The sequence below is a fragment of the Streptomyces nigra genome, assembly GCF_003074055.1.
In the GTDB taxonomy this organism is placed as follows: Bacteria; Actinomycetota; Actinomycetes; order Streptomycetales; family Streptomycetaceae; genus Streptomyces; species Streptomyces nigra.
In genome coordinates, this window is the sequence record NZ_CP029043.1 from 6,318,426 (window position 1) to 6,344,159 (window position 25,734).

21 protein-coding genes are annotated in these 25,734 nt (G+C 71.8%); 6 read left to right on the forward strand and 15 right to left on the reverse strand.

Annotated features, from left to right (window positions below; genetic code table 11):
* The first annotated feature begins 72 nt into the window (after positions 1-72).
* The 3 genes from DC008_RS29070 to DC008_RS29080 are packed head-to-tail and all read left to right on the forward strand — an operon-like array spanning position 73 to position 3,426.
* A complete protein-coding gene (locus tag DC008_RS29070) occupies positions 73-1,218 on the forward strand; it encodes an NAD(P)/FAD-dependent oxidoreductase (RefSeq protein ID WP_108709497.1) in 1,146 nt (381 codons plus the stop codon).
* Positions 1,215-2,276: a saccharopine dehydrogenase gene (locus DC008_RS29075; protein ID WP_108709498.1), complete on the forward strand. Its 1,062-nt coding sequence runs from the start codon at positions 1,215-1,217 to the stop codon at positions 2,274-2,276. Before DC008_RS29070 ends, DC008_RS29075 begins: the two co-directional genes overlap by 4 nt.
* Positions 2,269-3,426 carry a saccharopine dehydrogenase family protein gene (locus tag DC008_RS29080; protein WP_108709499.1) on the forward strand — a complete coding sequence of 386 codons (1,158 nt, stop codon included), beginning with the start codon at positions 2,269-2,271 and terminating at the stop codon, positions 3,424-3,426. The genes DC008_RS29075 and DC008_RS29080 overlap by 8 nt, the downstream gene beginning before the upstream one ends.
* A 7-nt stretch (positions 3,427-3,433) precedes the next feature.
* On the opposite strand, the gene DC008_RS29085 is transcribed toward DC008_RS29080, so the two are convergent.
* A complete protein-coding gene (locus DC008_RS29085) occupies positions 3,434-4,666 on the reverse strand; it encodes a serine hydrolase domain-containing protein (RefSeq protein ID WP_108709500.1) in 1,233 nt (410 codons plus the stop codon).
* 64 nt (positions 4,667-4,730) lie between these two features.
* Complete coding sequence (locus DC008_RS36110; protein WP_425276556.1) at positions 4,731-5,015, reverse strand: hypothetical protein; 285 nt, start codon at positions 5,013-5,015, stop codon at positions 4,731-4,733.
* A 121-nt stretch (positions 5,016-5,136) separates the two neighbouring features.
* On the opposite strand from DC008_RS36110, the gene DC008_RS29095 reads away from it, so the two are divergent.
* The gene (locus DC008_RS29095; protein ID WP_108709501.1) at positions 5,137-5,547 is read left to right on the forward strand and encodes a VOC family protein; all 411 of its coding nucleotides are present in this window, start codon (positions 5,137-5,139) and stop codon (positions 5,545-5,547) included.
* 4 nt (positions 5,548-5,551) lie between these two features.
* Here the strand turns inward: DC008_RS29095 and DC008_RS29100 are convergent, their stop codons facing one another.
* The 7 genes from DC008_RS29100 to tkt all read right to left on the reverse strand — a co-directional run bounded on the left by DC008_RS29100 (position 5,552) and on the right by tkt (position 15,380).
* Positions 5,552-7,018 carry a membrane-associated oxidoreductase gene (locus DC008_RS29100; RefSeq protein ID WP_108709502.1) on the reverse strand — a complete coding sequence of 489 codons (1,467 nt, stop codon included), beginning with the start codon at positions 7,016-7,018 and terminating at the stop codon, positions 5,552-5,554.
* 109 nt (positions 7,019-7,127) lie between these two features.
* Entirely contained in the window at positions 7,128-8,003 is an 876-nt protein-coding gene (gene gnd, locus DC008_RS29105) for a phosphogluconate dehydrogenase (NAD(+)-dependent, decarboxylating) (RefSeq protein ID WP_108709503.1), read from the reverse strand.
* A gap of 1 nt (position 8,004) precedes the next feature.
* Complete coding sequence (gene pgi / locus DC008_RS29110; RefSeq protein WP_108709504.1) at positions 8,005-9,687, reverse strand: glucose-6-phosphate isomerase; 1,683 nt, start codon at positions 9,685-9,687, stop codon at positions 8,005-8,007.
* A complete protein-coding gene (gene opcA / locus DC008_RS29115) occupies positions 9,680-10,615 on the reverse strand; it encodes a glucose-6-phosphate dehydrogenase assembly protein OpcA (protein ID WP_108709505.1) in 936 nt (311 codons plus the stop codon). The genes pgi and opcA overlap by 8 nt, the downstream gene beginning before the upstream one ends.
* Complete coding sequence (gene zwf / locus DC008_RS29120) at positions 10,612-12,141, reverse strand: glucose-6-phosphate dehydrogenase (RefSeq protein ID WP_108709506.1); 1,530 nt, start codon at positions 12,139-12,141, stop codon at positions 10,612-10,614. Before zwf ends, opcA begins: the two co-directional genes overlap by 4 nt.
* Positions 12,138-13,286: a transaldolase gene (tal, locus tag DC008_RS29125; protein WP_108709507.1), complete on the reverse strand. Its 1,149-nt coding sequence runs from the start codon at positions 13,284-13,286 to the stop codon at positions 12,138-12,140. The genes zwf and tal overlap by 4 nt, the downstream gene beginning before the upstream one ends.
* A gap of 18 nt (positions 13,287-13,304) precedes the next feature.
* A complete protein-coding gene (tkt, locus tag DC008_RS29130; RefSeq protein ID WP_108709508.1) occupies positions 13,305-15,380 on the reverse strand; it encodes a transketolase in 2,076 nt (691 codons plus the stop codon).
* A gap of 363 nt (positions 15,381-15,743) precedes the next feature.
* Between tkt and DC008_RS29135 the strand changes: the two genes are divergently transcribed.
* Positions 15,744-16,613, forward strand: coding sequence for a helix-turn-helix transcriptional regulator (locus DC008_RS29135; protein ID WP_108710917.1), 870 nt, complete (start codon positions 15,744-15,746; stop codon positions 16,611-16,613).
* Positions 16,614-16,707: 94 nt separating this feature from the next.
* Positions 16,708-17,106 (forward strand): GerW family sporulation protein, encoded by a 399-nt coding sequence (locus DC008_RS29140; protein WP_108710918.1) that lies wholly within the window; start codon positions 16,708-16,710, stop codon positions 17,104-17,106.
* Positions 17,107-17,163: 57 nt separating this feature from the next.
* Here the strand turns inward: DC008_RS29140 and DC008_RS29145 are convergent, their stop codons facing one another.
* The 6 genes from DC008_RS29145 to DC008_RS29170 form a co-directional block, all read right to left on the reverse strand.
* Entirely contained in the window at positions 17,164-18,561 is a 1,398-nt protein-coding gene (locus DC008_RS29145) for a glycoside hydrolase family 16 protein (RefSeq protein ID WP_108709509.1), read from the reverse strand.
* A gap of 220 nt (positions 18,562-18,781) precedes the next feature.
* Positions 18,782-19,543, reverse strand: a complete 762-nt coding sequence (locus DC008_RS29150; RefSeq protein ID WP_108709510.1) for an IclR family transcriptional regulator — start codon at positions 19,541-19,543, stop codon at positions 18,782-18,784.
* Positions 19,544-19,695: 152 nt separating this feature from the next.
* The gene (locus DC008_RS29155) at positions 19,696-22,623 is read right to left on the reverse strand and encodes a glycoside hydrolase family 2 TIM barrel-domain containing protein (protein ID WP_108709511.1); all 2,928 of its coding nucleotides are present in this window, start codon (positions 22,621-22,623) and stop codon (positions 19,696-19,698) included.
* Positions 22,620-23,459, reverse strand: coding sequence for a carbohydrate ABC transporter permease (locus tag DC008_RS29160; protein ID WP_108709512.1), 840 nt, complete (start codon positions 23,457-23,459; stop codon positions 22,620-22,622). The genes DC008_RS29155 and DC008_RS29160 overlap by 4 nt, the downstream gene beginning before the upstream one ends.
* 12 nt (positions 23,460-23,471) lie before the next feature.
* Complete coding sequence (locus tag DC008_RS29165) at positions 23,472-24,431, reverse strand: carbohydrate ABC transporter permease (RefSeq protein WP_108709513.1); 960 nt, start codon at positions 24,429-24,431, stop codon at positions 23,472-23,474.
* Entirely contained in the window at positions 24,431-25,717 is a 1,287-nt protein-coding gene (locus DC008_RS29170; protein ID WP_108709514.1) for an extracellular solute-binding protein, read from the reverse strand. Before DC008_RS29170 ends, DC008_RS29165 begins: the two co-directional genes overlap by 1 nt.
* Between the last annotated feature and the right edge of the window lie 17 nt (positions 25,718-25,734).

Sequence of the window (25,734 nt, forward strand, 5' to 3'; positions counted from 1 at the left end):
CGACCTCTTCCTGACCGGACCGGCTGGTGACCGGGGCGCGCGGACGCGGGCGCGGACGGAAGGCCCCCGGCCATGACCGCGCACGCGAGCGCCGTCGTCGTCGGGGGCGGTGTGATCGGCGCCGCCATCGCCTACCACCTGGCCCGGGCGGGCGTCCCCGACGTCGTCCTGGTCGAGCGGGACGAACTGGCGTCCGGCTCCACCTCCAAGGCGGCCGGCGGGGTGCGCGCCCAGTTCTCCGACGAACTGAACATCCGGCTCGGCGCCCGAAGCCTGGAGGCGTTCGCCCGGTTCGAACAGGACACCGGGTACGACATCGGGCTGCACCGCGTGGGCTACCTGTTCCTGCTGTCGACACAGAAGGACGTCACCGCGTTCGAGGCGGCCGTCCGCCTGCAGAACTCCCTCGGCGTACCCAGCCGCATGATCGACCCGGCCGAGGCGCGCGAGCTGTCCCCGCTGATCAGCACCGACGGACTGCTGGCCGCCGCGTACTCCCCGGACGACGGCCACTGCACCCCCGAGTCCGTCGTCCACGGCTACGCGGCCGCCGCCCGCCGGCACGGCGCCCGCATCCTGCGGCACACCACCGTCACCGGCATCGAACGGCACGGCGACCGCATCACCGGCGTCACCACCGGCACCGGCCGGATCGCCACCGACACGGTGATCTGCGCGGCCGGCGCCTGGTCACGGGCCGTCGGCGCGATGGCCGGCGTCGACCTCCCGGTGGAGCCGCTGCGCCGCCAGATCGCCGTCACCGCGCCCGTCGACGCACTGCCGCCCCGGCTGCCCATGACGATCGACTTCACCACCAGCCTCTACTTCCACACCGAGGGCCCCGGACTGCTGCTCGGCATGTCCGACCCCGACGAACGCCCCGGCTTCGACACCAGCACCCACGACCGCTGGATCCCCCGCCTCGCCGAGGCCATGCGGCACCGCGCACCGGCCCTGCTCGACCTGCGCCGCACCGGAGGCTGGGCCGGACTGTACGAGGTCACCCCCGACCACAACGCGCTGATCGGCGAGGCGACTTCCGTGTCCCGGTTCCTGTACGCGACCGGGTTCTCCGGCCACGGCTTCCTCCAGGGCCCGGCCGTCGGCGAGGTCGTCCGGGACCTGTACCTCGGCCGCGTACCCTTCGTGGACGTCAGCCCGTTGAGCGCCGGCCGGTTCGCGGCCGGTGCCCCGCGACCGGAGGCCCATCGCGTATGACCGAGCTGCACCTGTGGCTGCGCCACGAGATCCGATCCACCGAGCGACGCACCCCGATCGTCCCGTCCGACGCGCGGCGCCTCGTCGACAGCGGGGCGACCGTGACCGTGGAGGAGTCCCCGCAGCGGTTCCACCCCGTCGAGGAGTACGAGGCCGCCGGCTGCCGGATCGCACCCGCCGGCTCCTGGACGTCCGCGCCCGCCACCGCCGTCGTCACCGGACTGAAGGAACTCCCGCCCGAACCGGCCGAACTCACCCATCGCCACCTCTACTTCGGGCACGCCTACAAGGGGCAGCCCGGCGCCGGGGACCTGCTGCGCCGGTTCGCGGCGGGCGGCGGGGCCCTGCTCGACCTGGAGTACCTGGTGGACGACTCCGGCCGCCGGCTCGCCGCCTTCGGGTTCTGGGCCGGCTACCTCGGGGCCGCACTCGCCGTGCTCCAGCACCGGGGCCGCCTCGCCGCACCCCTGACCCCGACGACCAAGGACGAGCTGGACCGCCTGCTCCGGCCCCGGGAAGGGGACGCGGAGTTCACCGCGCTCGTGATCGGCGCCCTCGGCCGCAGCGGACGCGGCGCACGGCTCGCCCTGCTCACCGCCGGCGTCGAGGCCACCGCGTGGGACGTCGCCGAGACCCGCGACCTGGACCGCCGGGTCCTGCTCGCGCACGACGTCCTGGTGAACGCCGTCCTCGCCACCACGCCCGTGCCGCCCTTCCTCCGCCCGCAGGACCTCGACGCCCCGGACCGGCGGCTGCGCACGGTCTGCGACGTCACCGTCGACGTCGGCTCGCCGCTGAACGTGCTGCCGGTCTACGACCGCGTCACCGACTGGACCGCCCCGGTACGCCGGCTGCGCGAGGACCCGCCGCTCGACCTGATCGCCATCGACAACCTGCCGTCCCTGCTGCCCCGTGAGTCCAGCGCCGACTTCTCGTCCGCCGTGACACCCCTGCTGCTCGCCTTCGGCACGGACCCGGCGTGGGACCGCAGCTTCGACCGGTTCCACCAGGCCCTGCGTGAACTCGGCCTGGACAAGGAGGAGTCGAAGGATGCCTGACACACGGGTCCCCGCGAGCGGCACCGTCCACTGGGTCGGCGCCGGGCTCTCCACCGGCAGCGGCCTCGCCCGTCTGTGCGACACCGCCGCACGGGTACGGCTGTGGCACCGCACCGAGCGGCGGGCCGCCGACGCCCTGGACCGGCTCGGCCTCTCCGGCCGGGCCGCACCCCGGGCGTACACCCCCGACGCGCTCACCGCCGAGCTGGCGCCCGGCGACGTCGTCGTGTCGATGCTGCCCGCCACCGAGCACGCCGCGCTGCCGGCGGCCTGCGTCCGTGAGGGCGCCCACTTCGCCTGCTCCAGCTATGTCTCCGACGCGGTCCTGGAGCAGGTCCCCGCGGCCGGCGCGGCCGGGCTGGCCGTCCTCACCGAGGCCGGACTCGACCCCGGCATCGACCACCTCTTCGCCCACAGCCTGGTCGGCCGGGCCCGCGAGGCCGTCGGCGACGACACACCGGCCACCTACACCCTCACCTCGTACTGCGGCGGCGTCCCCGCGGTCCCCGACGACTTCCGGTACCGCTTCAGCTGGGCGCCCGCCGGAGTGCTCAACGCGCTGCGCGCCCCCGCCCGGTACATCGAGGACGGCGCCGAACGGGTCGCGGAACGGCCCTGGGAGGCGACCCGGCGGCACGACGTCGACGGCGAGACGTTCGAGGCGTACCCGAACCGCGACAGCGTCCCCTTCATCGGGCAGTACGGGCTGCCCGAGGCCTGGCGCCCGGACACCTTCGTACGCGGCACCCTGCGCCTGGAGGGCTGGCTGGACGCCTGGGCCGGCGTGTTCGAGGAGCTGAGGGCGGGGGACGACGCCCGGATCGCCGCCCTGGCCGGGGAACTGGCGCGGGCCCACCCGACCACGGACGCCGACCGGGACCGGGTCGTCCTGGCCGTCTCCCTCGACGTGCGCGGCGAGAGGGGCCGGTCCTGGTCCGGGAGCTGTCTGCTGGACCTGGTGGGCGACGCGGAGGAGAGCGCGATGGCCCGCTGCGTCTCCCGCCCGCTCGCCCTGGGCGTAGGCCACATCCTGGACGGCTCCCTGCCGGCGGGCCTGCACCGGTCCGCGGGGACGGCGGCCCGCTCGGAGGAGTGGCTACGTGAACTCGCCGCCGACGGAGTGCGGTTCACGCGGCACACGGACACCTGAGGAACCGTCAGTCCCCGGTGAGGGCCTCGTGCACGAACCGCTTCAGGTCCTGGAAGACCGTGTGCGAGGTCCGGTGCCGCACCTGCGTCATGAACTGCACGGTGAGGTCGTGGCGCGGGTCGACCCAGAAGGTGGTCGTGGCGACTCCGCTCCAGCCGAAGGCGCCCCGCACGGACGGGTCACGGGTGCGGTCGGGGTCGATCACCACGGACACCCCGAGGCCGAAGCCGACACCGTCGTTGCCGGGCTCGTCGTGCGCGGGCCGGCTGCCGCAGGACCGCAGATCGGCGCCGCCGGGCAGGTGGTTGGACGTCATCAGCGCGACCGTCTCGGGCTTCAGCAGCCGGGCGCCGTCCAGTTCGCCGCGGCGCCGCAGCATCTCCATGAAGCGGTGCACGTCGTGGGCGGAGGCCACCACACCGCCGCTGCCGGACAGGAACCGGGGACGCCCGTGCAGCGGCAGACCGGCGATCGGCTCGATCCCGCCGGACTCGGTGTCGCCGTACAACTCGGCCAGCCGGTCCTCCTGTTCGCCGCTCACGTGGAACCCGGCGTCCGTCATGCCGAGCGGTCCGAACACGCGCTCGCCGAGGAACACGTCGAGCGGCTGCCCGGACACCACCTCGACGACCCGGCCGAGGACGTTGGTGGCCACCGAGTAGTTCCACTGTGTGCCGGGCTCGAACTGGAGCGGCAGGCCCGCGTACACGTCGACCGTGGTGGCCAGGTCCGAGCCGGGCAGCACCGCCGAGTGCAGGCCCGCGTCCCGGTAGAGGGCGTCCACGGGATGCTGGTGGTAGAAGGCGAACGTGAGCCCGGCGGTGTGGGTCATCAGATGCCGTACCGTCATCGGCCCCTCGGCGGGACGGGTCACCATGTCGGCCCCCGATCCGCTCACGTACACACGGGGTTCGGCGAACGCGGGGATGTGCCGGCCCACCGGGTCGTCGAGGGAGAGCCTGCCCTCCTCCACCAGTATCAGGGCGGCGACCGAGGTCATCGGCTTGGTCATGGAGTAGACGCGCCACAGGGTGTCGGCCTCGACCGGCAGACCGGCGGCCACGTCCCGCATCCCGTACGCGGTGAGATGCGCGACGCGTCCGCCACGGGCGACGGACACCAGGAAGCCGGGCAGCCGCCCCTCGTCGACCCGGTGGGCGAAGTGCTGGTCGAGGCGGTCCAGCGCCTTGACGTCCAGCCCGGCCTCGCCCGGGTCGATCTGTTGTGTCAGCAGTGCCATCGGCTCTCCTTCGCGTGCGTACGACGAGGTGCGCCCCGGTGTCCCACCGCGGCGGCCTCCGCTCTCATCGTCGCTCAGGAACCGGCGGACGGTCCTCGGAACGGCGATGATCATTCCACTCGTCGCCGTCCGGACCGGGGAGGAGACGGCCGAGGAACGCACCGGCCAGGACCAGGGCGGACAGGGCCGCCGTCGGTCCGGCCACATCGCCCTCGCTCGCCATGAGCGCGGTCGCGACGGCGACCCCGAGCACCGGGCCGACGTTCATCGCGGTCTGCTGGAGCCCGCCGGCCACCCCGGCCGACTCGACGGCTGCCTGCCGTACGACACCGTGCGTGGCCGCCGTCATCACCGTCCCGAAGCTCCTCGCGGCCCGGGACCAGGACCTCGGACCCAGGGCCGAGGCCCGATGACCGCGTCGCACCGGCCGCCTAGGCTGCCGGACGTTCCCACCTCACCCCGGAGGCCCCGTGTCCGTCAGCGGCCGCAGTCACATCCGTATCGCCCGCCCCTCCCGCGATCTCGTGGCGGCCGAGCGTTTCTGGGCCGACGGGCTCGGCCTGACGATCGTGTGGCGGGCGGCCGGCGGGCCGGAACCCGGCGAGCACGACCTGCTGATGCTCGGTTGGCCCGACGCCGACTGGCATCTGGAACTCGTCCATGAGCCCGCCCGCCCGGTCGAGCCCCGGCCCACCGAGGAGGACCTCCTCGTGATCTACCTCGACGGGCCCGTGCCGGACGACCTGGTGGCCCGGCTGGAGGAGTGCGGGGGCCGGCGGGTCGTCTCCCCGAACCCGTACTGGAACGAGTGGGGTGTCACCGTCGAGGACCCGGACGGCTACCGGCTGGTGCTGTGCACCCGGGCCTGGTCCAACGCGTGAGGGGCTACTGGCGGGAGACGGTTCGGGTCACGCCCGCGATGACCGTCGTGGCCAGGATCCAGCCGGTCAGGACGAGGATGTACGCGAGAGCCTGCTGGAAGCCCCGCGGGGCGAACGCCGCCTCCTGGCCGAAGGAGATCACCGGCAGCAGCAGGTCCAGCGTGTAGAAGACCGGGTCGAACGGCGGCGCCTCGTCCGCCTTCAGCGGGGGTGGCGCGTCCAGCGCGAAGGCGACCGAGCCGACCGCGAGCAGGGACAGCAGCCAGCCCAGCGCCCGCATCGGCCGGAATCCGTAGCCGACGGTCGCGTCCTGCACCCGGCCCCACCAACGGCCGTACCAGGGCAGGGTGGTGCGGTGGCGGCGCTGCTTGGCGAGCTGGACAAGGCGGGCGGCGTGGTCGTCGCCGGTGCGGCGGTACGCGGCCGTCAACTGCTCGAAGCCGTGCGGGTCGTAGGTGTCCTCGTCCCGCTCCAGCATGGGCAGCCGCCGCTCGGGCGGCTCGTGCGGCGTCAGGGACGTGTAGGTGAGGTCGAGGAGGCGCACCTGCTCCGGCAGCATCTCCGGCGCCAGATCGAGATGGTCGATCTGCGAGCGGCGCAGATTGAGCCGGCCCCGGATCGTCTCGCCGTCGCGGAGCCACACCTCGCCGATGACACAGCTGCTCGCCCGCAGGGCGGTGCCCCCGGGGTTGGACAGCCTGCTGTACAGCAGGTCGAGGCGGCCGGGTATACGGGCGCCGCGCAGATCGATACGGCCGTCCGTGCTCAGCCGCCGGCCGAGTACGTTGGCCCCCACCTCCAGCGCCTCGGCGTTGAGCACGAAGTCGCCGGGACCGCTCAGCCGGGCCTCCTCCAGCCGGATCGAGCCGCTGATCGTGGCCCCGTTGAGCCGGATCTCGCCCCGGGTGCGCAGCCGGCTCGCGCACAGGTCCTCGCCGACGGTCACCTGGTGAAGTTGGAGGACCGGCCCCGACCACTCCCCGTCCGCCGTGAGCTCGGCGTCCTCCAGATAGAGCGCGCCCGCGATCTGCGCCCCGCCCAGCCGTACGGGACCGCGGAACCGGCAGCCCGTCAGCCGCAGTCCGCCGTCGACCCGGGTGCGCGCGCCGGTCAGCCCGGGCAGATGCGACCCGGACAGGTTGAGGTATCTCAGCTGGGTGCCGGAGATGTTCAGGACGCCGTCGAAGAAGCAGTCGCTCAGCCGGACGATGTGGTCGACGGTCGCGTACCGCAGGTCCGTCACACCGGTGATCCGGGCGCCCGCCAGCTTCAGGGCCGGCACCTCGCCGCGCTCCTCGGGGCCGTCCAGCAGCAGCGCCTTGAGCACGACGGCGCGCACGGCCCGCTCCGGCCCCCATCCGGCGCCGTCGGCGGGGCGCTCGTCCGCCGTCCGGCGGAAGTCCACGGGCCGCCCCTTGGGGAAGGCCTCCCACACGGTGCGCTCGGCCGGTGTCAGCTCGTCGATCTCCATCAGCGGGGACTCTGACGCCGGCCGCCGCCGCTGTCAACTCGCGCCCCGCCGAACAGGTTCGGGCCGGGACGGCTGACGTGCCGCCCCGGCCCGAGGAAAGGGTGAGCCGCTACTTCGACTCGACGGCGTGCCCGCCGAACTGGTTGCGCAGCGCCGCGACCATCTTCATCTGCGGGGAGTCGTCCTGCCGGGACGCGAACCGCGCGAACAGGGACGCCGTGATCGCGGGCAGCGGCACCGCGTTGTCGATGGCGGCCTCGACGGTCCAGCGGCCCTCACCGGAGTCCTGCGCGTAGCCCTTCAGCTTCTGCAGGTGCTCGTCCTCGTCCAGCGCGTTCACCGCGAGGTCCAGCAGCCAGGAGCGGATGACGGTGCCCTCCTGCCAGGAGCGGAAGACCTCGCGGACGTTGTCCACCGAGTTCACCTTCTCCAGCAGCTCCCAGCCCTCGGCGTACGCCTGCATCATGGCGTACTCGATGCCGTTGTGGACCATCTTCGAGAAGTGCCCGGCGCCGACCCGGCCCGCGTGCACGAAGCCGTACGGCCCCTCCGGCTTGAGCGCCTCGAAGATCGGCCGGAGCCGGTCGACGTGCTCCTTCTCGCCGCCCACCATCAGGGCGTAGCCGTTCTGCAGGCCCCACACGCCGCCGGACACACCGGCGTCCACGAACCCGATGCCGTGCGCGGCGAGCTCCTTGGCGTGCTTCTCGTCGTCCGTCCACCGGGAGTTGCCGCCGTCGACGACCGTGTCGTACGGCTTGAGCAGGCCTCCCAGCTGGTCGATCACCGTCTGCGTGGCGTGCCCGGCCGGCACCATCACCCACACCGTGCGCGGCGCGTCGAGCCGCTCGACGAGGTCGGCCAGGCTGGGCACATCGGACAGGTCCGGGTTGGTGTCGTAGCCGACGACGGTGTGGCCGGCGGCGCGCAGACGCTCGCGCATGTTGCCGCCCATCTTGCCGAGACCAACAAGGCCGATCTGCATGTCAGTTCACTTCCTCCTGGACGCCCTGCGCGTCCGACGCGGTCTTGAGTGAGCGGTACGCGGCCACGAGGGCGGCGGTCGACGGGTCGAGGCCGGGGACCTCGGCGCCGTCCGTGAGGGCGGGCTCGACCCGCTTGGCCAGGACCTTGCCGAGCTCCACGCCCCACTGGTCGAAGGAGTCGATGTTCCACACGGCGCCCTGTGTGAACACCTTGTGCTCGTAGAGGGCGACCAGCTGGCCGAGGACCGACGGGGTCAGCTCCGGGGCGAGGATCGTGGTCGTGGGGTGGTTGCCCTGGAAGGTGCGGTGCGGGACCTGCTCCTCGGGCACGCCCTCCGCGCGGACCTCGTCCGCCGTCTTGCCGAACGCGAGCGCCTGCCCCTGCGCGAACATGTTGGCCATCAGCAGGTCGTGCTGCGCCTTCAGTTCGTCGCTGAGCTCGGCGACCGGGCGGGCGAAGCCGATCAGGTCGGCCGGGATCAGCCGGGTGCCCTGGTGGATCAGCTGGTAGTAGGCGTGCTGCCCGTTGGTGCCGGGCGTGCCCCACACCACCGGCCCGGTCTCCCAGCCCACGACGTTCCCGTCCCGGTCGACGGACTTGCCGTTGGACTCCATGTCCAGCTGCTGGAGGTACGCCGTGAACTTCGACAGGTAGTGCGAGTACGGCAGGACCGCGTGCGACTCGGCGTGGAAGAAGTTGCCGTACCAGATGCCCAGCAGGCCGAGCAGGAGCGGGGCGTTGGACTCGGCGGGCGCGGTGCGGAAGTGCTCGTCGACGGTGTGGAAGCCGTCGAGCATCTCCCGGAACCGGTCCGGGCCGATCGCGATCATCAGGGACAGCCCGATGGCGGAGTCGAACGAGTAGCGGCCGCCGACCCAGTCCCAGAACTCGAACATGTTGTCCGGGTCGATACCGAAGCCGGTGACCTTCTCGGCGTTCGTCGACAGCGCCACGAAATGCTTGGCCACAGCCTTCTCGTCGCCCCCGAGGCCGGCCAGCAGCCAGGAGCGGGCCGAGGTGGCGTTGGTGATCGTCTCGATCGTGGTGAACGTCTTCGACGCGACGATGAACAGCGTCTCGGCCGGGTCCAGGTCCCGGATCGCCTCGTGCAGATCCGAGCCGTCGACGTTCGACACGAACCGGAACGTCAACTCCCGTGCGCTGAACGGGCGCAGGGCCTCGTACGCCATCGCGGGCCCGAGGTCGGAGCCGCCGATACCGATGTTGACGACGTTGCGGATCGGCTTGCCGGTGTGGCCGGTCCAGGCCCCGGAGCGGACCCGTCCGGCGAAGTCCGCCATCTTGTCGAGCACGGCGTGCACCTTCGGCACGACGTTCTCGCCGTCGACCTCGATCACCGCGCCCCGGGGCGCGCGCAGCGCGGTGTGCAGCACCGCCCGGTCCTCGGTGACGTTGATCCGCTCGCCGCGGAACATGGCGTCCCGCAGCCCGAACACATCGGTGGCGGCGGCCAGTTCGTGCAGCAGGGCGAGCGTCTCGTCGTTCACCAGGTGCTTGGAGTAGTCGATGCGCAGATCACCGACGCGCAGGACGTACCGCTCCGCGCGTGCGGGGTCCGCGGCGAACAGCTCCCGCAGACTCGGCTGCTGGAAGGCCTCCGCGCGGTGGTCCTCCAGGGCCACCCACTCGGGGCGCCGGGTGAGCCGGGGGGTCTCAGACATGGGAGGGCGTCTCCTTGCCGGCCTCGCCCCGCAGGGCGATGGCGTACATCTCGTCGGCGTCGAGGCGCCGCAGCTCCTCGGCGATGAGTTCGGAGGTGGTGCGGACCTTCAGCGCCAGGGTGCGCGACGGCTGGTCCGGAAGGTGCAGCGTGGCCAGCGGGCCCTCGGGGCGGTCGATGACGATCTCGCCGTTCTCGGTGCCCAGCCGGACGCCCGTGACGACCGGGCCGGCCGTGACGACCCGCTCGGCGGTGACGTGCAGCCGGGCCTCCAGCCAGCGGGCCAGCAGCTCCGCGGCCGGGTTGTCGGCCTCGGCCTCCACGACCGCGGACACGATCGGCACCCGCGCCTGGTCCAGGGCGGCGGCCAGCATGGAACGCCACGGTGTGAGCCGGGTCCAGGCCAGGTCCGTGTCGCCGGGCGCGTAGTTGCGGGCGCGGGCCTCCATGTCGGCCAGCGGGTTCTCGGAGGTGTACAGGTCGGTGATCCGGCGCTGGGCGAGCGCGCCCAGCGGGTCCTTCGCCGGGTTCTCCGGCGCGTCCACCGGCCACCACACCACGACCGGGGCGTCCGGCAGCAGCAGCGGCAGTACCACCGAGTCGGCGTGCTCGGACACCTCGCCGTACATCCGCAGGACGACCGTCTCGCCGGTGCCCGCGTCGGCGCCCACCCGGACCTCGGCGTCGAGGTGGGAGCGGGTGCGGTCGCGCGGGGTACGGGCGTGCCGCTTGATGACGACCAGGGTGCGCGAGGGGTGCTCGTGCGAGGCCTCCTCGGCCGCCTTGATCGAGTCGTAGGCGTTCTCCTCGTCCGTGACGATGACCATCGTCAGGACCATGCCCACGGCCGGGGTGCCGATCGCCCGGCGGCCCTGGACCAGCGCCTTGTTGATCTTGCTTGCCGTGGTGTCGGTCAGGTCGATCTTCATGGCCTGCGCCAGCTCCGTCCGTCTCGTGCGAGCATCTCGTCCGCCTCCTCGGGTCCCCAGCTCCCGGCCGCGTACCGCGCCGGCCTGCCGTGCGTGTCCCAGTACTCCTCGATCGGGTCGAGGATCTTCCAGGACTCTTCCACCTCCTGGTGGCGGGGGAACAGGTTGGCGTCCCCGAGGAGGACGTCCAGGATGAGCCGCTCGTACGCCTCCGGCGAGGACTCCGTGAAGGACTCGCCGTACGCGAAGTCCATCGTGACGTCCCGGATCTCCATCGACGTGCCCGGCACCTTGGAACCGAAGCGGACCGTCATGCCCTCGTCCGGCTGCACCCGGATGACGATGGCGTTCTGGCCCAGCTCCTCGGTGGCCGTGGAGTCGAACGGGGAGTGCGGGGCCCGCTGGAAGACCACCGCGATCTCCGTGACACGCCGGCCCAGCCGCTTGCCGGTGCGCAGATAGAACGGCACGCCCGCCCAGCGCCGGTTGTCCACGTTCAGCCGGACGGCCGCATAGGTGTCGGTCTTGGAGGCCGGGTCGATGCCCTCCTCCTCGAGGTAGCCGCGCACCTTCGCGCCGCCCTGCCAGGCCGCCGCGTACTGGCCGCGCACGGTGTGCCGGCCCAGGTCCTCGGGCAGCTTGACCGCCTTGAGGACCTTCAGCTTCTCGGTGAGCAGCGACGCCGCGTCGAACGCGGCCGGCTCCTCCATCGCGGTGAGCGCCATCAGCTGCAGCAGATGGTTCTGGATGACGTCCCGGGCCGACCCGATGCCGTCGTAGTAGCCCGCGCGGCCGCCGATGCCGATGTCCTCGGCCATCGTGATCTGCACATGATCGACGTACGAGCGGTTCCAGATCGGTTCGAACATCTGGTTGGCGAAGCGCAGCGCCAGGATGTTCTGGACGGTCTCCTTGCCCAGGTAGTGGTCGATCCGGAAGACCTGCTCCGGGTCGAACACGTCGTGCACGATCGCGTTCAGCTCACGGGCGCTCGCGAGGTCGCGTCCGAACGGCTTCTCGATGACCGCGCGCCGCCACGACCCCTCCGGGGCGTCCGCCAGGCCGTGCCGCTTGAGCTGCTGCACGACCTTCGGGAAGAACTTGGGTGGCACGGACAGGTAGAAGGCGTAGTTCCCGCTGGTCCCGCGGGCCGCGTCCAGTTCGTGGACGGTGTCCCGCAGCTGCTTGAAGGCGGTGTCGTCGTCGAAGTCCCCCGGGATGAACCGCATGCCCTCGGCGAGCTGCTGCCAGACCTCCTCACGGAACTCGGTCCGGGCGTGCTCGCGCACCGAGTCGTGCACGACCTGTGCGAAGTCCTGGTCCTCCCAGTCCCGCCGGGCGAACCCGACCAGGGAGAAGCCCGGCGGCAGCAGGCCGCGGTTGGCGAGGTCGTAGACGGCCGGCATCAGCTTCTTGCGGGACAGGTCGCCGGTGACCCCGAAGATGACGAGCCCGGACGGGCCCGCGATCCGGGGGAGGCGGCGGTCGCGGGGGTCGCGAAGCGGGTTGTCCCAGTCGGAGGTCATTCTGCGTCAGCTCCCTTGCTGCCGAGCGACTTCTTCACGGCGTCCAACAGGTCCTGCCACGCCGCCTCGAACTTGGCGACGCCCTCGTCCTCCAACCGGGTGACGACGTCGTCGTAGGAGACCCCGAGGGCCTCCACCGCGGCCAGGTCGGCGCGGGCCCGCTCATAGCCGCCGGTCACCGTGTCACCGGTGATCTCGCCGTGGTCGGCGGTGGCGTCGAGCGTGGCCTCGGGCATCGTGTTCACGGTGCCCGGTGCGACCAGCTGGTCCACGTACAGAGTGTCCTTGTAGGAGGGATCCTTAACGCCCGTGGACGCCCACAGGGGGCGCTGCCGGTTCGCGCCGGCGGTCTCGAGGGCCGTCCAGCGCTCCGAGGCGAACACCCGCTCATAGGCCTCGTAGGCGAGCCGCGCGTTGGCGAGCGCCGCCCGGCCCTTGAGCGCCAGGGCCTCGTCGGTGCCGATCTCCGTGAGCCGGCGGTCGATGTCGGCGTCGACGCGGGAGACGAAGAACGACGCCACCGAGTGGACGACGGACAGGTCCAGGCCCTTCGCGGCCGCCTTCTCCAGGCCGGCCAGGTAGGCGTCCATGACCTCGCGGTAGCGCTCCAGCGAGAAGATCAGCGTGACGTTGACGCTGATGCCGGCCGCGACGACCTCGGTGATGGCGGGCAGCCCCGCCCTGGTCGCCGGGATCTTGATCATCACGTTGGGGCGGTCGACGAGCCAGGCCAACTGGCGGGCCTCGGCGACGGTGGCCGCCGTCTGGTGCGCGAGACGTGGGTCGACCTCGATGGAGACCCGGCCGTCCCGGCCGCCGGTGGCGTCGTACACGGGCCGCAGGACGTCCGCGGCGGCCCGTACGTCGGCCGTCGTCATCATCCGTACGGCCTCGTCCACGGTGACGCCCCGCACCGCGAGGTCGGTCAGCTGCTCCTCATAGCCCTCGCCGGAGCCGATCGCGGCCTGGAAGATGGACGGGTTGGTGGTGACGCCCACGACGTTCTTCTCCGCGACGAGCGCGGCGAGGTTGCCGGACTCGATGCGGCGGCGCGACAGGTCGTCCAGCCAGATGGAGACGCCCTCGTCGGACAGGCGCTTCAAGTTCGCCGCGGCGATGGTGGCTTCGGTGGTCACTGCGATCATCTTCTTTCTGCGTGCGGATCAACCGCGGGCGGCGGCGAGGGATTCCCGGGCGGCGGCGGCCACGCGCTCGGGCGTGAAGCCGTACTCGCCGAACAGGGTCTTGGCGTCGGCGGAGGCGCCGAAGTGCTCCAGGGAGACGATGCGGCCGGCGTCCCCGACGAACCGGTACCAGGTCAGGCCGATCCCGGCCTCGACGGCGACCCGGGCCTTGACGGCCGGCGGGAGCACGCTGTCGCGGTACTCGCGCGGCTGCTGCTCGAACCACTCCACGGACGGCATCGACACCACCCGGGTGCCGACCCCCTCCGCCTCCAGCAGCTCGCGCGCGGCGACGGCCAGCTGCACCTCGGAGCCGGTGGCGACGAGGACGACCTCAGGGGTCCCGGTGGAGGCGTCCCGCAGGACGTAACCGCCCTTCGCGGCATCCTCGTCGGGGGCATAGGTGGGCACCGCCTGGCGGGTCAGCGCCAGGCCGTGCGGGGCAGGGTCGGTGGAGTGCCGGCGCAGGATCTCCGCCCACACGATCGAGGTCTCGTTGGCGTCGGCGGGCCGGACCACGTTCAGACCCGGGATCGCGCGCAGCGCGGCCAGGTGCTCGACCGGCTGGTGCGTCGGGCCGTCCTCACCGAGACCGATGGAGTCGTGCGTCCACACGTACGTCACCGGCAGCTGCATCAGCGCGGACATGCGCACGGCGTTGCGCATGTAGTCGGAGAACACCAGGAACGTGCCGCCGTAGACACGGGTGTTGCCGTGCAGCGCGATGCCGTTCATCTCCGCGGCCATCGAGAACTCGCGGATACCGAAGTGGACGGTACGGCCGTACGGGTCCGCCTCCGGCAGCGGGTTGCCCACCGGCAGGAACGAACTGGCCTTGTCGATCGTCGTGTTGTTGGAGCCGGCCAGGTCGGCCGAGCCGCCCCACAGCTCCGGCAGGACCGGGCCGAGCGCCTGCAGCACCTTGCCGGACGCGGCACGCGTGGCGACCGCCTTGCCCTCCTCGAACACCGGCAGCGCGTCCTCCCAGCCGTCGGGCAGCCGGCCCGCGACGATGCGGTCGAACAGGCGGGCGCGCTCCGGCGACGCGGTCCGCCACGCGTCGAGCTCCTTGTCCCAGGCGGCGTGCGCCTCGGCGCCCCGGTCCAGGGCGCGACGGGTGTGCGCGAGGACGTCGTCGGCCACCTCGAAGCACTGCTCCGGGTCGAAACCGAGGACGCGCTTGGTGGCGGCGATCTCCTCGGCGCCGAGCGCGGAGCCGTGCGAGGCCTCCGTGTTCTGGGCGTTGGGGGCGGGCCAGGCGATGATCGTGCGCATCGCGATGATCGAGGGGCGGCCCGTCTCGGCCTTGGCCGCGCGCAGGGCCCCGTACAGGGCGGCCACGTCGATGTCGCCGTTCTCGGCCGGCGTGATGCGCTGCACGTGCCAGCCGTACGCCTCGTAGCGCTTGAGGACGTCCTCGGAGAAGGCGGTCGCGGTGTCGCCCTCGATGGAGATGTGGTTGTCGTCGTACAGGAAGACCAGGTTGCCGAGCCGCTGGTGGCCGGCGAGCGACGACGCCTCGGCGGACACGCCCTCCTGGAGGTCGCCGTCGGAGACGATCGCCCAGACGGTGTGGTCGAACGGGGACTCGCCCTCGGGTGCCTCCGGGTCGAACAGGCCGCGCTCGTAGCGGGCGGCCATGGCCATTCCGACGGCGTTGGCGACGCCCTGGCCGAGCGGACCGGTCGTCGTCTCGACGCCCGCCGTGTGCCCGTACTCGGGGTGGCCAGGGGTCTTCGACCCGTGCGTACGGAACGACTTGAGGTCGTCGAGGCTCAGTTCGTACCCGGCGAGGAAGAGCTGGGTGTAGAGGGTCAGCGAGGTGTGCCCGGGGGACAGGACGAAGCGGTCCCGGCCGGTCCACTCCGGGTCGGCGGGGTCATGGCGCATCACCTTCTGAAAGAGCGTGTACGCGGCCGGGGCCAGGCTCATCGCCGTGCCCGGGTGCCCGTTGCCGACCTTCTGCACGGCGTCCGCCGCCAGCAGCCGCGCCGTGTCGACGGCACGCCGGTCGAGTTCGGTCCATTCGAAGCTGTCCGGTGTCTGCGTGCTCATCTGAAGAAGTCCTCGATCGCGGTGGAAGTGGCTGGTCCAACGCGTTCAAAACTAAAAGTCTGACTTTTCACTGGGAAGGTCGGCGTGTGTCACGCTGTGGTGAAAGTGGGACACCGCGCGGGCCGCGGCGCACGGCTGAGCGGCCGCCCCGCACGACTGAGACGGCATGAGACGGACATGGTGGACACAACGGCCGAAGGCGGGCCAGGCGCCGGGAGAACCGGCCCGGGTGGGGCGGTGGGCTCGATCCGTGCCGGGGAGGCGGTCCGGACCGGGGAGACCGGGGACGCGATCCGGACCGGGGACACGGTGCGGACCGGGGACACGGTGCGGACCGGGGACACGGTGCGGACCGGGGACACGATGCGGACCGGGGACGCGATCCGCACCTTCCCCTTCCCGGTGGATCTGAGCGTCCTCGGCGTCGGCATCCAGGTCGGCCCGATGGGCGAGGGCCGCACCTGGCACGCCGACGCGCCCCTCGGCCGGGTGCACCGCATCGACTTCCACGTCGTGATGCTCTTCGACGAGGGACCCGTCCGGCACATGGTCGACTTCACCGAGCACGAGGCGCACGCCGGCGACCTGCTGTGGATCCGCCCCGGCCAGGTCCACCGGTTCGCGGCGAACGCCGACTACCGCGGCACCGTCCTGACGATGCAGCCCGGCTTCCTGCCCCGCTCCACCGTCGAGGCCACCGGCCTCTACCGCTACGACCTGCCGCCCCTGCTGCGCCCCGACGAGGCCCAGCTCGCCGCCCTGCGCGCGGCCCTCGCCCAGCTCCGCCGCGAGTACGAGGACTCCACGACCCTGCCGCTGAGCCTGCACACCGCCGTCCTGCGCCACTCCCTGACCGCGCTGCTGCTGCGCCTCTCCCACCTCGCCGTGAGCTCGGCGGCCACGCCCCGGCAGGGCGACACCACGTTCACGCTGTTCCGGGACGCCGTGGAACGCGGCTTCGCCACCAACCACAGCGTCAGCGCCTACGCCGACCAACTCGGCTACTCCCGCCGCACCCTCGTCCGCGCGGTCCGGGCCGCCACCGGCCAGACTCCGAAGGGCTTCATCGACCGGCGCGTGGTCCTGGAGGCGAAGCGCCTCCTGGCTCACACGGACATGCCGATCGGCCGGATCGGCGCGGCCGTCGGCTTCTCGGACGCGGCGAACTTCTCCAAGTACTTCCAGCAGCACACGGACACGACACCGGCGGCGTTCCGGGCGGAGCTCCGCTAGCGGACGCCTGGCGGTGGAGCCCGTCGTGGGGTCGTCCGGCACCGGACCGGCGCGCCGGGTTGACGGGAACGCCGCCCGCGCCTACGAGTCCTGCATGACCGACCCTCAAGCACCCACACCTGAACCGGCCCCCCACCCCACCGTGAGCCTCCTGGAACGCCTCGCCGAGAAGCTGGGCGGCCGGGCGACGGTCACCGCCGTCTACGGCGAACCCGTCACCGCCGAAGGCGTCACCGTCGTCCCCGTCGCCCGGGTCGCCTTCGGCCTCGGCGGCGGCACCGGACACTCGGTGGAGGGCGCCAGGACGAACGACGGCGGAGGCGGCGGGGGAGGGGTGGAGGCCCGCCCCCTCGGCTACATCGAGATCCGCGACGGCGTCACCACCTACAAACCGATCCGCGACCCCTGGGCCATGGCCGCGCCCGTCGCCGGAGGCCTGCTGCTGGGCGCCGCCCTCCCCAAACTGATCAGGGCGCTGCGCCGCCACCGCTGAACGCACAGCCGCCCCGCGAGACCGGACGGGACCTCGCGGGGCGGCACCGACACACGACTAATGCCCGAAGTTGAACCAGTTGACGTTGACGAAGTCGGCGGGCTGTCCGCTGGTGAAGGTGAGATACACGTCGTGCGTACCGGTCACCGCACCGATGTTCGCGGGAATGGTCCGCCACGACTGCCACCCGCCGGTGCTGCCCACCGCGAAACTGCCGACAGGCGCGTTCGCACGGCTGTCCAGGCGCACCTCCACCAGACCGCTGACCCCGCTCGCCGCACCGCTCGCCACCCGCGCGACGAACTGCCGTGCCGCCGACGACCCGAAGTCGACGCCTCGGTAGAGCGCCCAGTCCCCGTTGGCGAGGGCCCCGATGTTCTGTCCGCCGCCCGTGTCCGACGTCGACTCCGTGTAGACGCCGCTCTGTCCGTCGAACGACTCGGCCTGGATGGCGCTGTAGGCGTCACGGTTGCCCGTCGGCGGCGGTGTCGTACCGCCCCCGCCGGACGTCAGCACCTGGACGTAGTCGACGACCATGGAGTGCCCCGGCTGCGTCCCGCCGTCCGGGCCCCCGCCGAAGGCGTCCGGGAAGCCTCCGCCCATGGCCACGTTGAGGATGATGAAGTACCCGTGGTTGGTGGCGTTGGCCCAGGTCGTCGCGTCGACCTGGTGGGCGCGCACGGTGTGGAAGTTGACGCCGTCGAGGTAGAAGCGGATCTCCTCGACGCTCGTGGAGCGGTCCCACTCCAGCCGGTAGGTGTGGAAGCCCGCCTGGCAGGTCGTACCGGAACAGGTCGTGTTGCCGCCGATCCCGCTGTTCTCGTTGCACGGGCCGCCCGGAGCGGTGCCGCAGTGCATGGTGGCGAACACCGTGTTCATGCCCTGGGTGTTCTCCATGATGTCCAGCTCGCCGACGCCGGGCCAGTTCCAGTAGTTGCCCCGGTAGGGCGCGCCCAGCATCCAGAACGCCGGCCAGTAGCCCTTGGCGGCGGCCCCCGTCACGTTCGGCACCTGGATCCGGGCCTCGACGCGGAGCTTGCCGCCCGACGGGGGCTGGAAGTCGGTGCGGTTGGTCTCGATCCGCCCGGAGGTCCAGCGGCCCGCCCCGTCCCGGCGCGGTGTGATGCGCAGATTGCCGTTGCCGTCGAGCGAGACGTTGTCGGTGCTGCTCGTCATCGTCTCGATCTCGCCGGTGCCCCAGTTGGCGGGGCCGCCGGGGTAGCCCGTGCCGGTGTCGTAGCGCCAGTTCGAGGTGTTCACACCGGAGCCGGCGGGGCCGGTGAAGTCGTCGAGGAAGACCTGGGTCCAGCCCGACGGGGGCGTGGGCGCGGAGGCGCTGGCGGACGGGACGACGACACCGGCGGCGGCCGCCGCCAGACCGAGGGTGCCGAGCACGGCCACGACCGCCCGCCGGACGGAGCGGCGTCTTGGGGGCATGCCTGAGAGTTCGCTCATGGGGGGTGCCTCTCGGGTGAGGAGTGGGGAGTGGAGAGGTGGCTGAATCTCACCCTGAGAGCGCTCTCACGGTGAGGGTGAGGTCAATGTGCTCTCCGGAGTGCGGGTCGTCAAGAGATGAAGCACGCAAATCCCAGGCACCACGGCCAGGTTCACTGTGTGAAGCCGTGACACGGACTCGGCGGCGCCGTACTGGCTCCGACCGGCTGCCGGACGACCCCTACGGCTCCGGCCGCCACCCGAGCCCCCGGGAGATCCCGCGCGCCGCCAGCCGTACGGCGGGGGCCAGCACCGGGACCTGCGCGTCGGCGTACGGCACGACGACCGACACGGCGGCGACCACCGCACCGGCGGGATCACGGACCGGGGCGGCGACGGACAGGGCGTCCTCGGTGACCTGGCGACTGCTCACCGCCACCCCGGTACGGCGCACCTCGGCCAACATGCGGCGCAGCCGCGCCGGTTCGGTGACGGTGTACGGCGTGAACGAGGCGAGCGGTCCGGCACAGTACGCCTCCTGGTCCTCCGCCCCGCCGTGCGCGAGCAGCGCGAGCCCGACGCCGGTGGCGTGCAACGGCCAGCGCGCGCCGACCCGGATATGCACTCCGACCGCCGAACGCCCCGACAACCACTCGATGTAGACGACCTCGCCCCCGTCGCGCACCGCCAACTGCACGTTCTCGTGCGTCGCTTCGTACAGGTCCTCCAGATAGGGCAACGCGATCTGCCGCAACGCCGGCCCGCGCGGCGCGATCGCCGCGAGCTCCCACAGCCGCAGTCCCACGTGATAAAGCCCCCGCTCGTCCCGCTCCAACGCCCCCCACTCCGCGAGAGCGCCCACCAGCCGATGCGCGGTACTCAGACTCAGCCCGGCCCGCCGCGCGATATCCGTGAGACTCAGCGCGGGATGCTCGAGATCGAACGCCCCCAGGACGGAAAGAAGACGGGCGGGGGCGGAACGGGGGCTGTCAGGCGTGACGATGAGGGGCTCCCTGGTCGAGGTCCCGGGCGGGTGGAGTCCGGGCGCGCGACCGTCACGGAGCGGGCCGTGGGAGCCGACTGCCCGAGAGCCCCATCCTGGCCGACGGTCCGGCCGCCGTGAAGGTCACGGAGGCCGGCCCGCCGCACACGCGGTCAGCCTTCGCCCAGCACCCAGCTCCACCGATGCACCCCCGGCGCCACCAGATAGCCCGGTGACGTGTCGGGGCCGCACGACGCCGTCCCCAGCCCTCGGTGGGCCGCGTCGACGTGGACCACACAGCCCGGGCGGGGGACCAGTTCGTCGTGGTGGGCGGCCGCCGAGAGGTCGGTGGCGCGGTAGCGGGTCACCGACACCTGGCGCGGCTCGTCCAGCCTGATCCGTAGCCCGCCCGACTCCGGGCCCGACAGGGTGAAGTGGCGGACACCGTGCCGGCCGCCGCTCTCCTGGGGGCGCAGGTACGGCGTGAACAACTCGTCCACGGGGAGGGCGTGGTGGCCCACCGGCGCCCCCGCCGCGCGGTCGGGGTACGACTCCCACGGGCCCTGGCCGAACCACTCCAGGCGGTCCAGCCCGGCGACCGTCTCGAAGACCGTGCCGACCCTCGCCACGTCGGCGAACTCCGGTGGCAGTTCCGCCTCCTCCTCGACCCGTACGCCGCCCGCCACCGGCGTCAGCACCTGTCGGTGCCGTACGTCGGCCGGGCCTCCCGTGTAGACGGCCTCCACCGTGATCCGGCCGTGCTCCTCGCGGACCGAGACGACCTTGCGGGACAGGGCGTTCAGGCCCCAGGCGCGCCAGCGGTCGGCCATGCCGCCGATCTCGTCGTTGTCGGTGGGCGCCCGCCGGAGGGTGAGGGTGGGGGGTGCCGTCAGCAGGGGGTGGCGGAGGAAGCCCTCGTCGTCCACCTGCACCACCCCGCTCACCGGTGGCACGGACACCGGGGCCGGGCCGCGCAGACACACCTGCGGCACACACAGTTCCGTGCCGCTCGGTGCCCACGGCTGGTCCTCCGCCACCGTCACCCGGAGCGTCAGCCACGCCTCGCCGCCCTCCTCCGGCAGTTCGAAGGGCAGGGGTACGGCGGCCGTCCGGCCGGGGCGCAGATCGGGCAGGTCCGCCGGGGGGTACAGCGTCGTGCCGTCGGCCAGGTCCAGGCGCCACTCGCCCGTCAGCCAGTCCAGGGTTCGGAAGTGCTGGTGGTTGCCGATCACGACACCCTCCTGCTCCACGCCCTCGATCCGTACCGGCGCCGCTGTCTCACGGTGCTCGTACAGGGCCGGCTTGGGGGCGCGGTCGGGGAAGACCACGCCGTCCGCGATGAACGGGCCGTCGTGGACGCGTTCGCCGAAGTCGCCGCCGTAGGCCCAGCGGTGGCCGGGTGGGGCGACGCCGTCGCCCCGGAGCGCCGGGCCCGTGCGGCCGGCCGGGCGGCCGTCGCTCAGGTGTTGCAGGATGCCGTGGTCCCAGAACTCCCAGATGAAGCCGCCCTGGAGGCCCGGTGTGGACTCCACGGCCGCCCAGAAGTCGGCGAGCGTGCCGTTGCTGTTGCCCATCGCGTGGGAGTACTCGCACTGGATGAGCGGCCGGGTCTGGCGGCCCGAGCGGGCGTGCGCCACGCACTCCTCGATCGGTGCGTACATCGGGCAGGCGATGTCGGAGGCGTCGTCCGTCGCCGCCCAGTCGAGCTTCGCGGCCCCCTCGTACTGGAGCGGGCGCGTCGGGTCGTGGTGGCGGACCCAGCCGGCCGCCGCGTCGTGGTGGGCGCCGTAGTCGGACTCGTTGCCCAGCGACCAGACGACGACCGACGGGTGGTTCTTGTCCCGCAGCACCATGCGCGATACCCGGTCGACGAAGGCGTTCAAGTAGCGCGGGTCGTCGGCGATCTCGTGCGCGTGGTCGTGTGACTCGATGTCGGCCTCGTCGACGACGTAGAAGCCGAGTTCGTCGGCGAGGCCGTACAGCGCGGGGTCGTTCGGGTAGTGGGCGGTGCGGATCGCGTTGAAGCCGAAGCGTTTGAGGAGGAAGAGGTCGGCGCGCATGTCGTCGGGGGACACCGTTCGGCCGGTCGAGGGGTGGAAGTCGTGTCGGTTCACGCCTCGGACGTAGATCCGTTCCCCGTTGACCAGGAGGTCCCTGCCCACGATCTCCACGTCCCGGAAGCCGACCCGGTGCCGGGAGGTGTCGGCGACCGTGCCGTCGGCTCGGTGCAGTCGGATGGTCAGGGGGTACAGGGCGGGGGTCTCCGCCGTCCACGGGCGTACCTCCGGCACCGTCGTCGTCAGGCGGGCCTCGCCCAGGAACGTCGAGACCCGCTCGTCCTCGGCGTTGAGCCGGTCGAACTCGGCGTCCTGGGCGAGGGAAAGGCCGTCGAGGTCGCCGGTCAGATACCAGCCGTCCGGGAGCGTGCCCCGCGCGTCCCGCACCTGGCAGTCGACGCGGAGTTCGCCGTCGCGCCGCGCGCGCACCGTGACGTCGGCCAGGTGCAGCGGGTCGGTGGCGTACAGCAGGACGGAGCGGGTGAGGCCGCCGTGCCACCACTGGTCCTGGTCCTCGATGTGCGAGGCGTCGGACCATTTGACGACGGTCAGTCGTACGGTCGTCCGCGCGCCGGGACGCACCAGTGCCGTCAGGTCGAACTCGGCGGCCAGGTGGGAGTCCTTGGAGACGCCCACGGGCCGGCCGTCCACGTGGACCAGCAGCACGCTCTCGGCCGCGCCGACCTGGAGCACGATCCGGCGTCCGGCCCAGCCGGCCGGCACGTCCACCTCACGCTCGTACACCCCGGTCGGGTTGGCGGCGGGGGAGTGTGGCGGGATGTCGGGGAACGGCATCGTGACGTTGGTGTACTGCGGCAGGTCGCCGCTGTCCTGGACGGTCCAGGCGCCCGGCACGTACGCCGTCGACCAGGCACCGCCGACCGGCGCGTCCGGAGCGGGCAGCAACTGGAAACGCCAGTCGCCGTCCAAGGGGATGGCTTCGGCACGCCGGTCGACGGCGTTCATGGGGAGGCGGTTCCAGGAGGTCAGCTCGGGCGCCTCCCAGGGGCGCAGCGCGATCAAGGGATCGGGGGAGGAGGTCATCCGCGGACGGCTCCCTTGGCGAGGTCGCCGATGATCTGCCGGGCGCCGACCGCGAAGACGATCAGCAGCGGGATCAGGGCGAGGACGGCGCCGGTCATCACCATGCCGTAGTCGGTGGTGCCGTGGGTCCCGTTGAGCTGGGAGAGCGCGACCTGGAGGGTGACGTTGTCCGGGTTGGTGAGGGCGATCAGGGGCCAGGCGTAGTCGTTCCACTGGCTCATGAAGGTGAAGATGCCGAGGAACGCGAGCCCGGGGCGGACCACCGGGAGCGCGACGTGCCAGTACTGCCGCAGGAAGTTCGCGCCGTCCAGCCGGGAGGCGTCGAGCAGTTCGTCGTGGATGGCGCTGCGCATGTACTGGCGCATCCAGAAGATGCCGAAGGCGTTGGCGGCGGCCGGCACGATCAGCGAGGTCATCGAGCCGATCCAGCCGAGCTTCGCCATGATCACGAACTGCGGGATCGCGGCCATCTGCGCCGGGACCATGAAGATCAGCATGAGCAGCGCGAACAGCGCGTTCTTGCCGGGGAACTCGAACTTGGCGAAGACGAAGGCGGCGAGCGAGTCGAGGAACAGCACCAGGAACGTCACCACGGTGGCGACCAGCAGCGAGTTCGCCATCGACCCGAAGAAGTCGACCGTGTCGAACAGGTGGCGGACGTTCTCCGTGAAGTGCGAGCCCGGCAGCAGCTTCGGCGGGTACGAGAAGATCTCCGACGAGGTGTGCGTCGACATGATCACGGCCCAGTAGAACGGGAAGGCCGACAGCAGCACACCGGCGATCAGGGACGTGTGCAGCGCGATGCCCCGGCGTCCGGAGCCCTTGATGGATGCCATGTCGCGGCCTTCCTACTGTTCGCCCCGGCGCTGCACCAGGCGCCAGTTGATGATGGAGAAGAGGACGACGACCAGGAAGATGCCCCACGCCACGGCGGCGCCGTACCCGAAGTCGTTGTTGTCGAAGGTCTGCTGGAAGAAGTAGAGGACCATCGTCCGGCCGGCGTGGTCCGGGCCGCCCGAGAACGTGGACTCGTTGGCGGTGGTCTGGAGCAGCACCTGCGGTTCGGAGAAGCTCTGCAGTCCGGTGACCGTCGAGACGACGAGCACGAACAGCAGCGTCGGCCGCAGCAGCGGCAGCGTGATCCGGAAGAAGGTCTGCACGGGACCGGCGCCGTCGATACGGGCCGCCTCGTACAGGTCGCCGGGGATCGTCTGGAGCCCGGCGAGGAAGATGATCGCGTTGTAGCCGGTCCACTGCCAGGTCATCAGGGTGGCGATGGCGACCTTGATGCCCCACGGGGTGTTCAGCCAGGCCACCTGGTCCAGGCCGACCGCCTGCAGAAGGGCGTTCACCAGGCCGAAGTTGGTGGAGAAGACCGACCCGAACACGATGGCGACGGCGACGACGGAGGTGACGTTCGGCAGGAAGTACGCGAACCGGTAGGCGTTCTTGAAGCGGACCGCCGAGTTGAGCATCACGGCCGTCACCATCGCCAGGAAGATCATGGGGAAGGTGGCGAGCGCCCAGATGATCAGGGTGGTGCCGATCGACTGCCAGAAGTCGGTGTCGGTGAACAGGTACTGATATTGCGTCAGGCCCGCCCATTCCATCGAGCCCAGGCCGTCCCAGCGGTGCAGGGAGAGATAGAGCGAGAAGCCGACGGGGATCAGGCCGAAGGCCAGGAAGAGCAGATAGAAGGGGGAGATCGCGGCGTAGAGGTGCCAGTGCTTGCGCCAGCCGGTTCGCGGCGGGGCTGTGGCGGGGCGTGGCCGGTCCACGGCGGGCGGGGTCTGCTCGGCGACAACCATCAGAAGGTCACCCCCAGGTGCTTGGCGATGCGCCGGCACTTGCCCATGGCGTCCTCCCAGGCCTTCGCGGGGTCCTTGCCGAGGACGCCGACGTTCTTGATCTCGTCCCGGATCGGCTGCCCGAGCGCGATGTCGTAGGGGCTGTTGAAGGCGACCGGGATCTTCTCCGCGGCCGGCCCGAAGACGTCCATGGTGATCTGCCCGCCGAAGAACGGGTCCGGCTCCCGCAGCTTCGGCATCCCGTACGACGCCGGGGTCGACGGGAACAGACCGGCGTCGACGAAGCCCTGCGCCTGGTTCCGCGCGTCGAGCATCCAGCTGATGATCTCGAACGCCCGCTCGGGCTCCCGGCACGCCTTCGTGATCGCCAGGAAGGAGCCGCCGACGTTGGACGGGCCGCCCGGGCAGTCGGCCACCCGCCAGCGGCCCTTCGTCTTCGGATAGGCGAGCTTGAGGTCGCCCGCGGCCCAGGAGGCGTTGAGCTGACTGGGCAGCGTGCCCTTCTCGGTGGCCGAGATGGAGTCGGGGGTGCCCGCCACGATGTCCGACACGATGCCGCGCCGCTTGGCCTCCACGGCCCGGTCCCAGCAGGCGCGCACATGCGGGCCGTCCCCGATGAAGTGCCGGTCCTCGTCGACGAACCGGGTGGTGCCCTGCCCGATCGACATCTCGAAGACGCTGACGACGTCGGTCAGGATGTAGGTGCCGGGCAGTCGCTTCTTCAGCCGCTCACCGGCCGCGAAGAACTTCTCCCAGGTGTCCAGCTCCCGCGAGACGTCCGCGGCTTCGTGGGGCAGGCCGCCCCGCTCGTAGACGGCGGGCTGGTAGTAGTGCACGACCGGGCCGACGTCGATGGGCAGACCGATGAGGCTGCCGTCCGGCGCGACGGCCTGCTGCCACTTCCAGTCCAGGTACCGGTCCTTGAGCTTCTCGGCGCCGAGTGTGCGCAGGTCCACGAACTGGTCGGCGTTCGGGAGGTAGGACGCCATGTCCTCGCCCCGCAGCCCGGCGATGTCCGGGATGTGGGCCCGGCCGGCCAGCGTGGTGATCAGCTTGGAGCGGTAGTAGCCGCCGATCTGGATGGCGTCGAGGTCCACGGAGCCGCCGTACCGCGCCTTGGCCTTTTTCACGACCGTGTCGCTCAGGCCGCCGCTCCAGTACCACAGGACCATGTTCCGGCCGGTGGAGCCGGTCGGTACGGCACAGCCGGACGCCAGGCCGCCCAGCGCGGTGGCGGCCGTACCGGCCAGGCCCGCGCGCAGCAGGCCTCTTCGTGAGAGCCGCACAGCTCCCACCGCCTTTC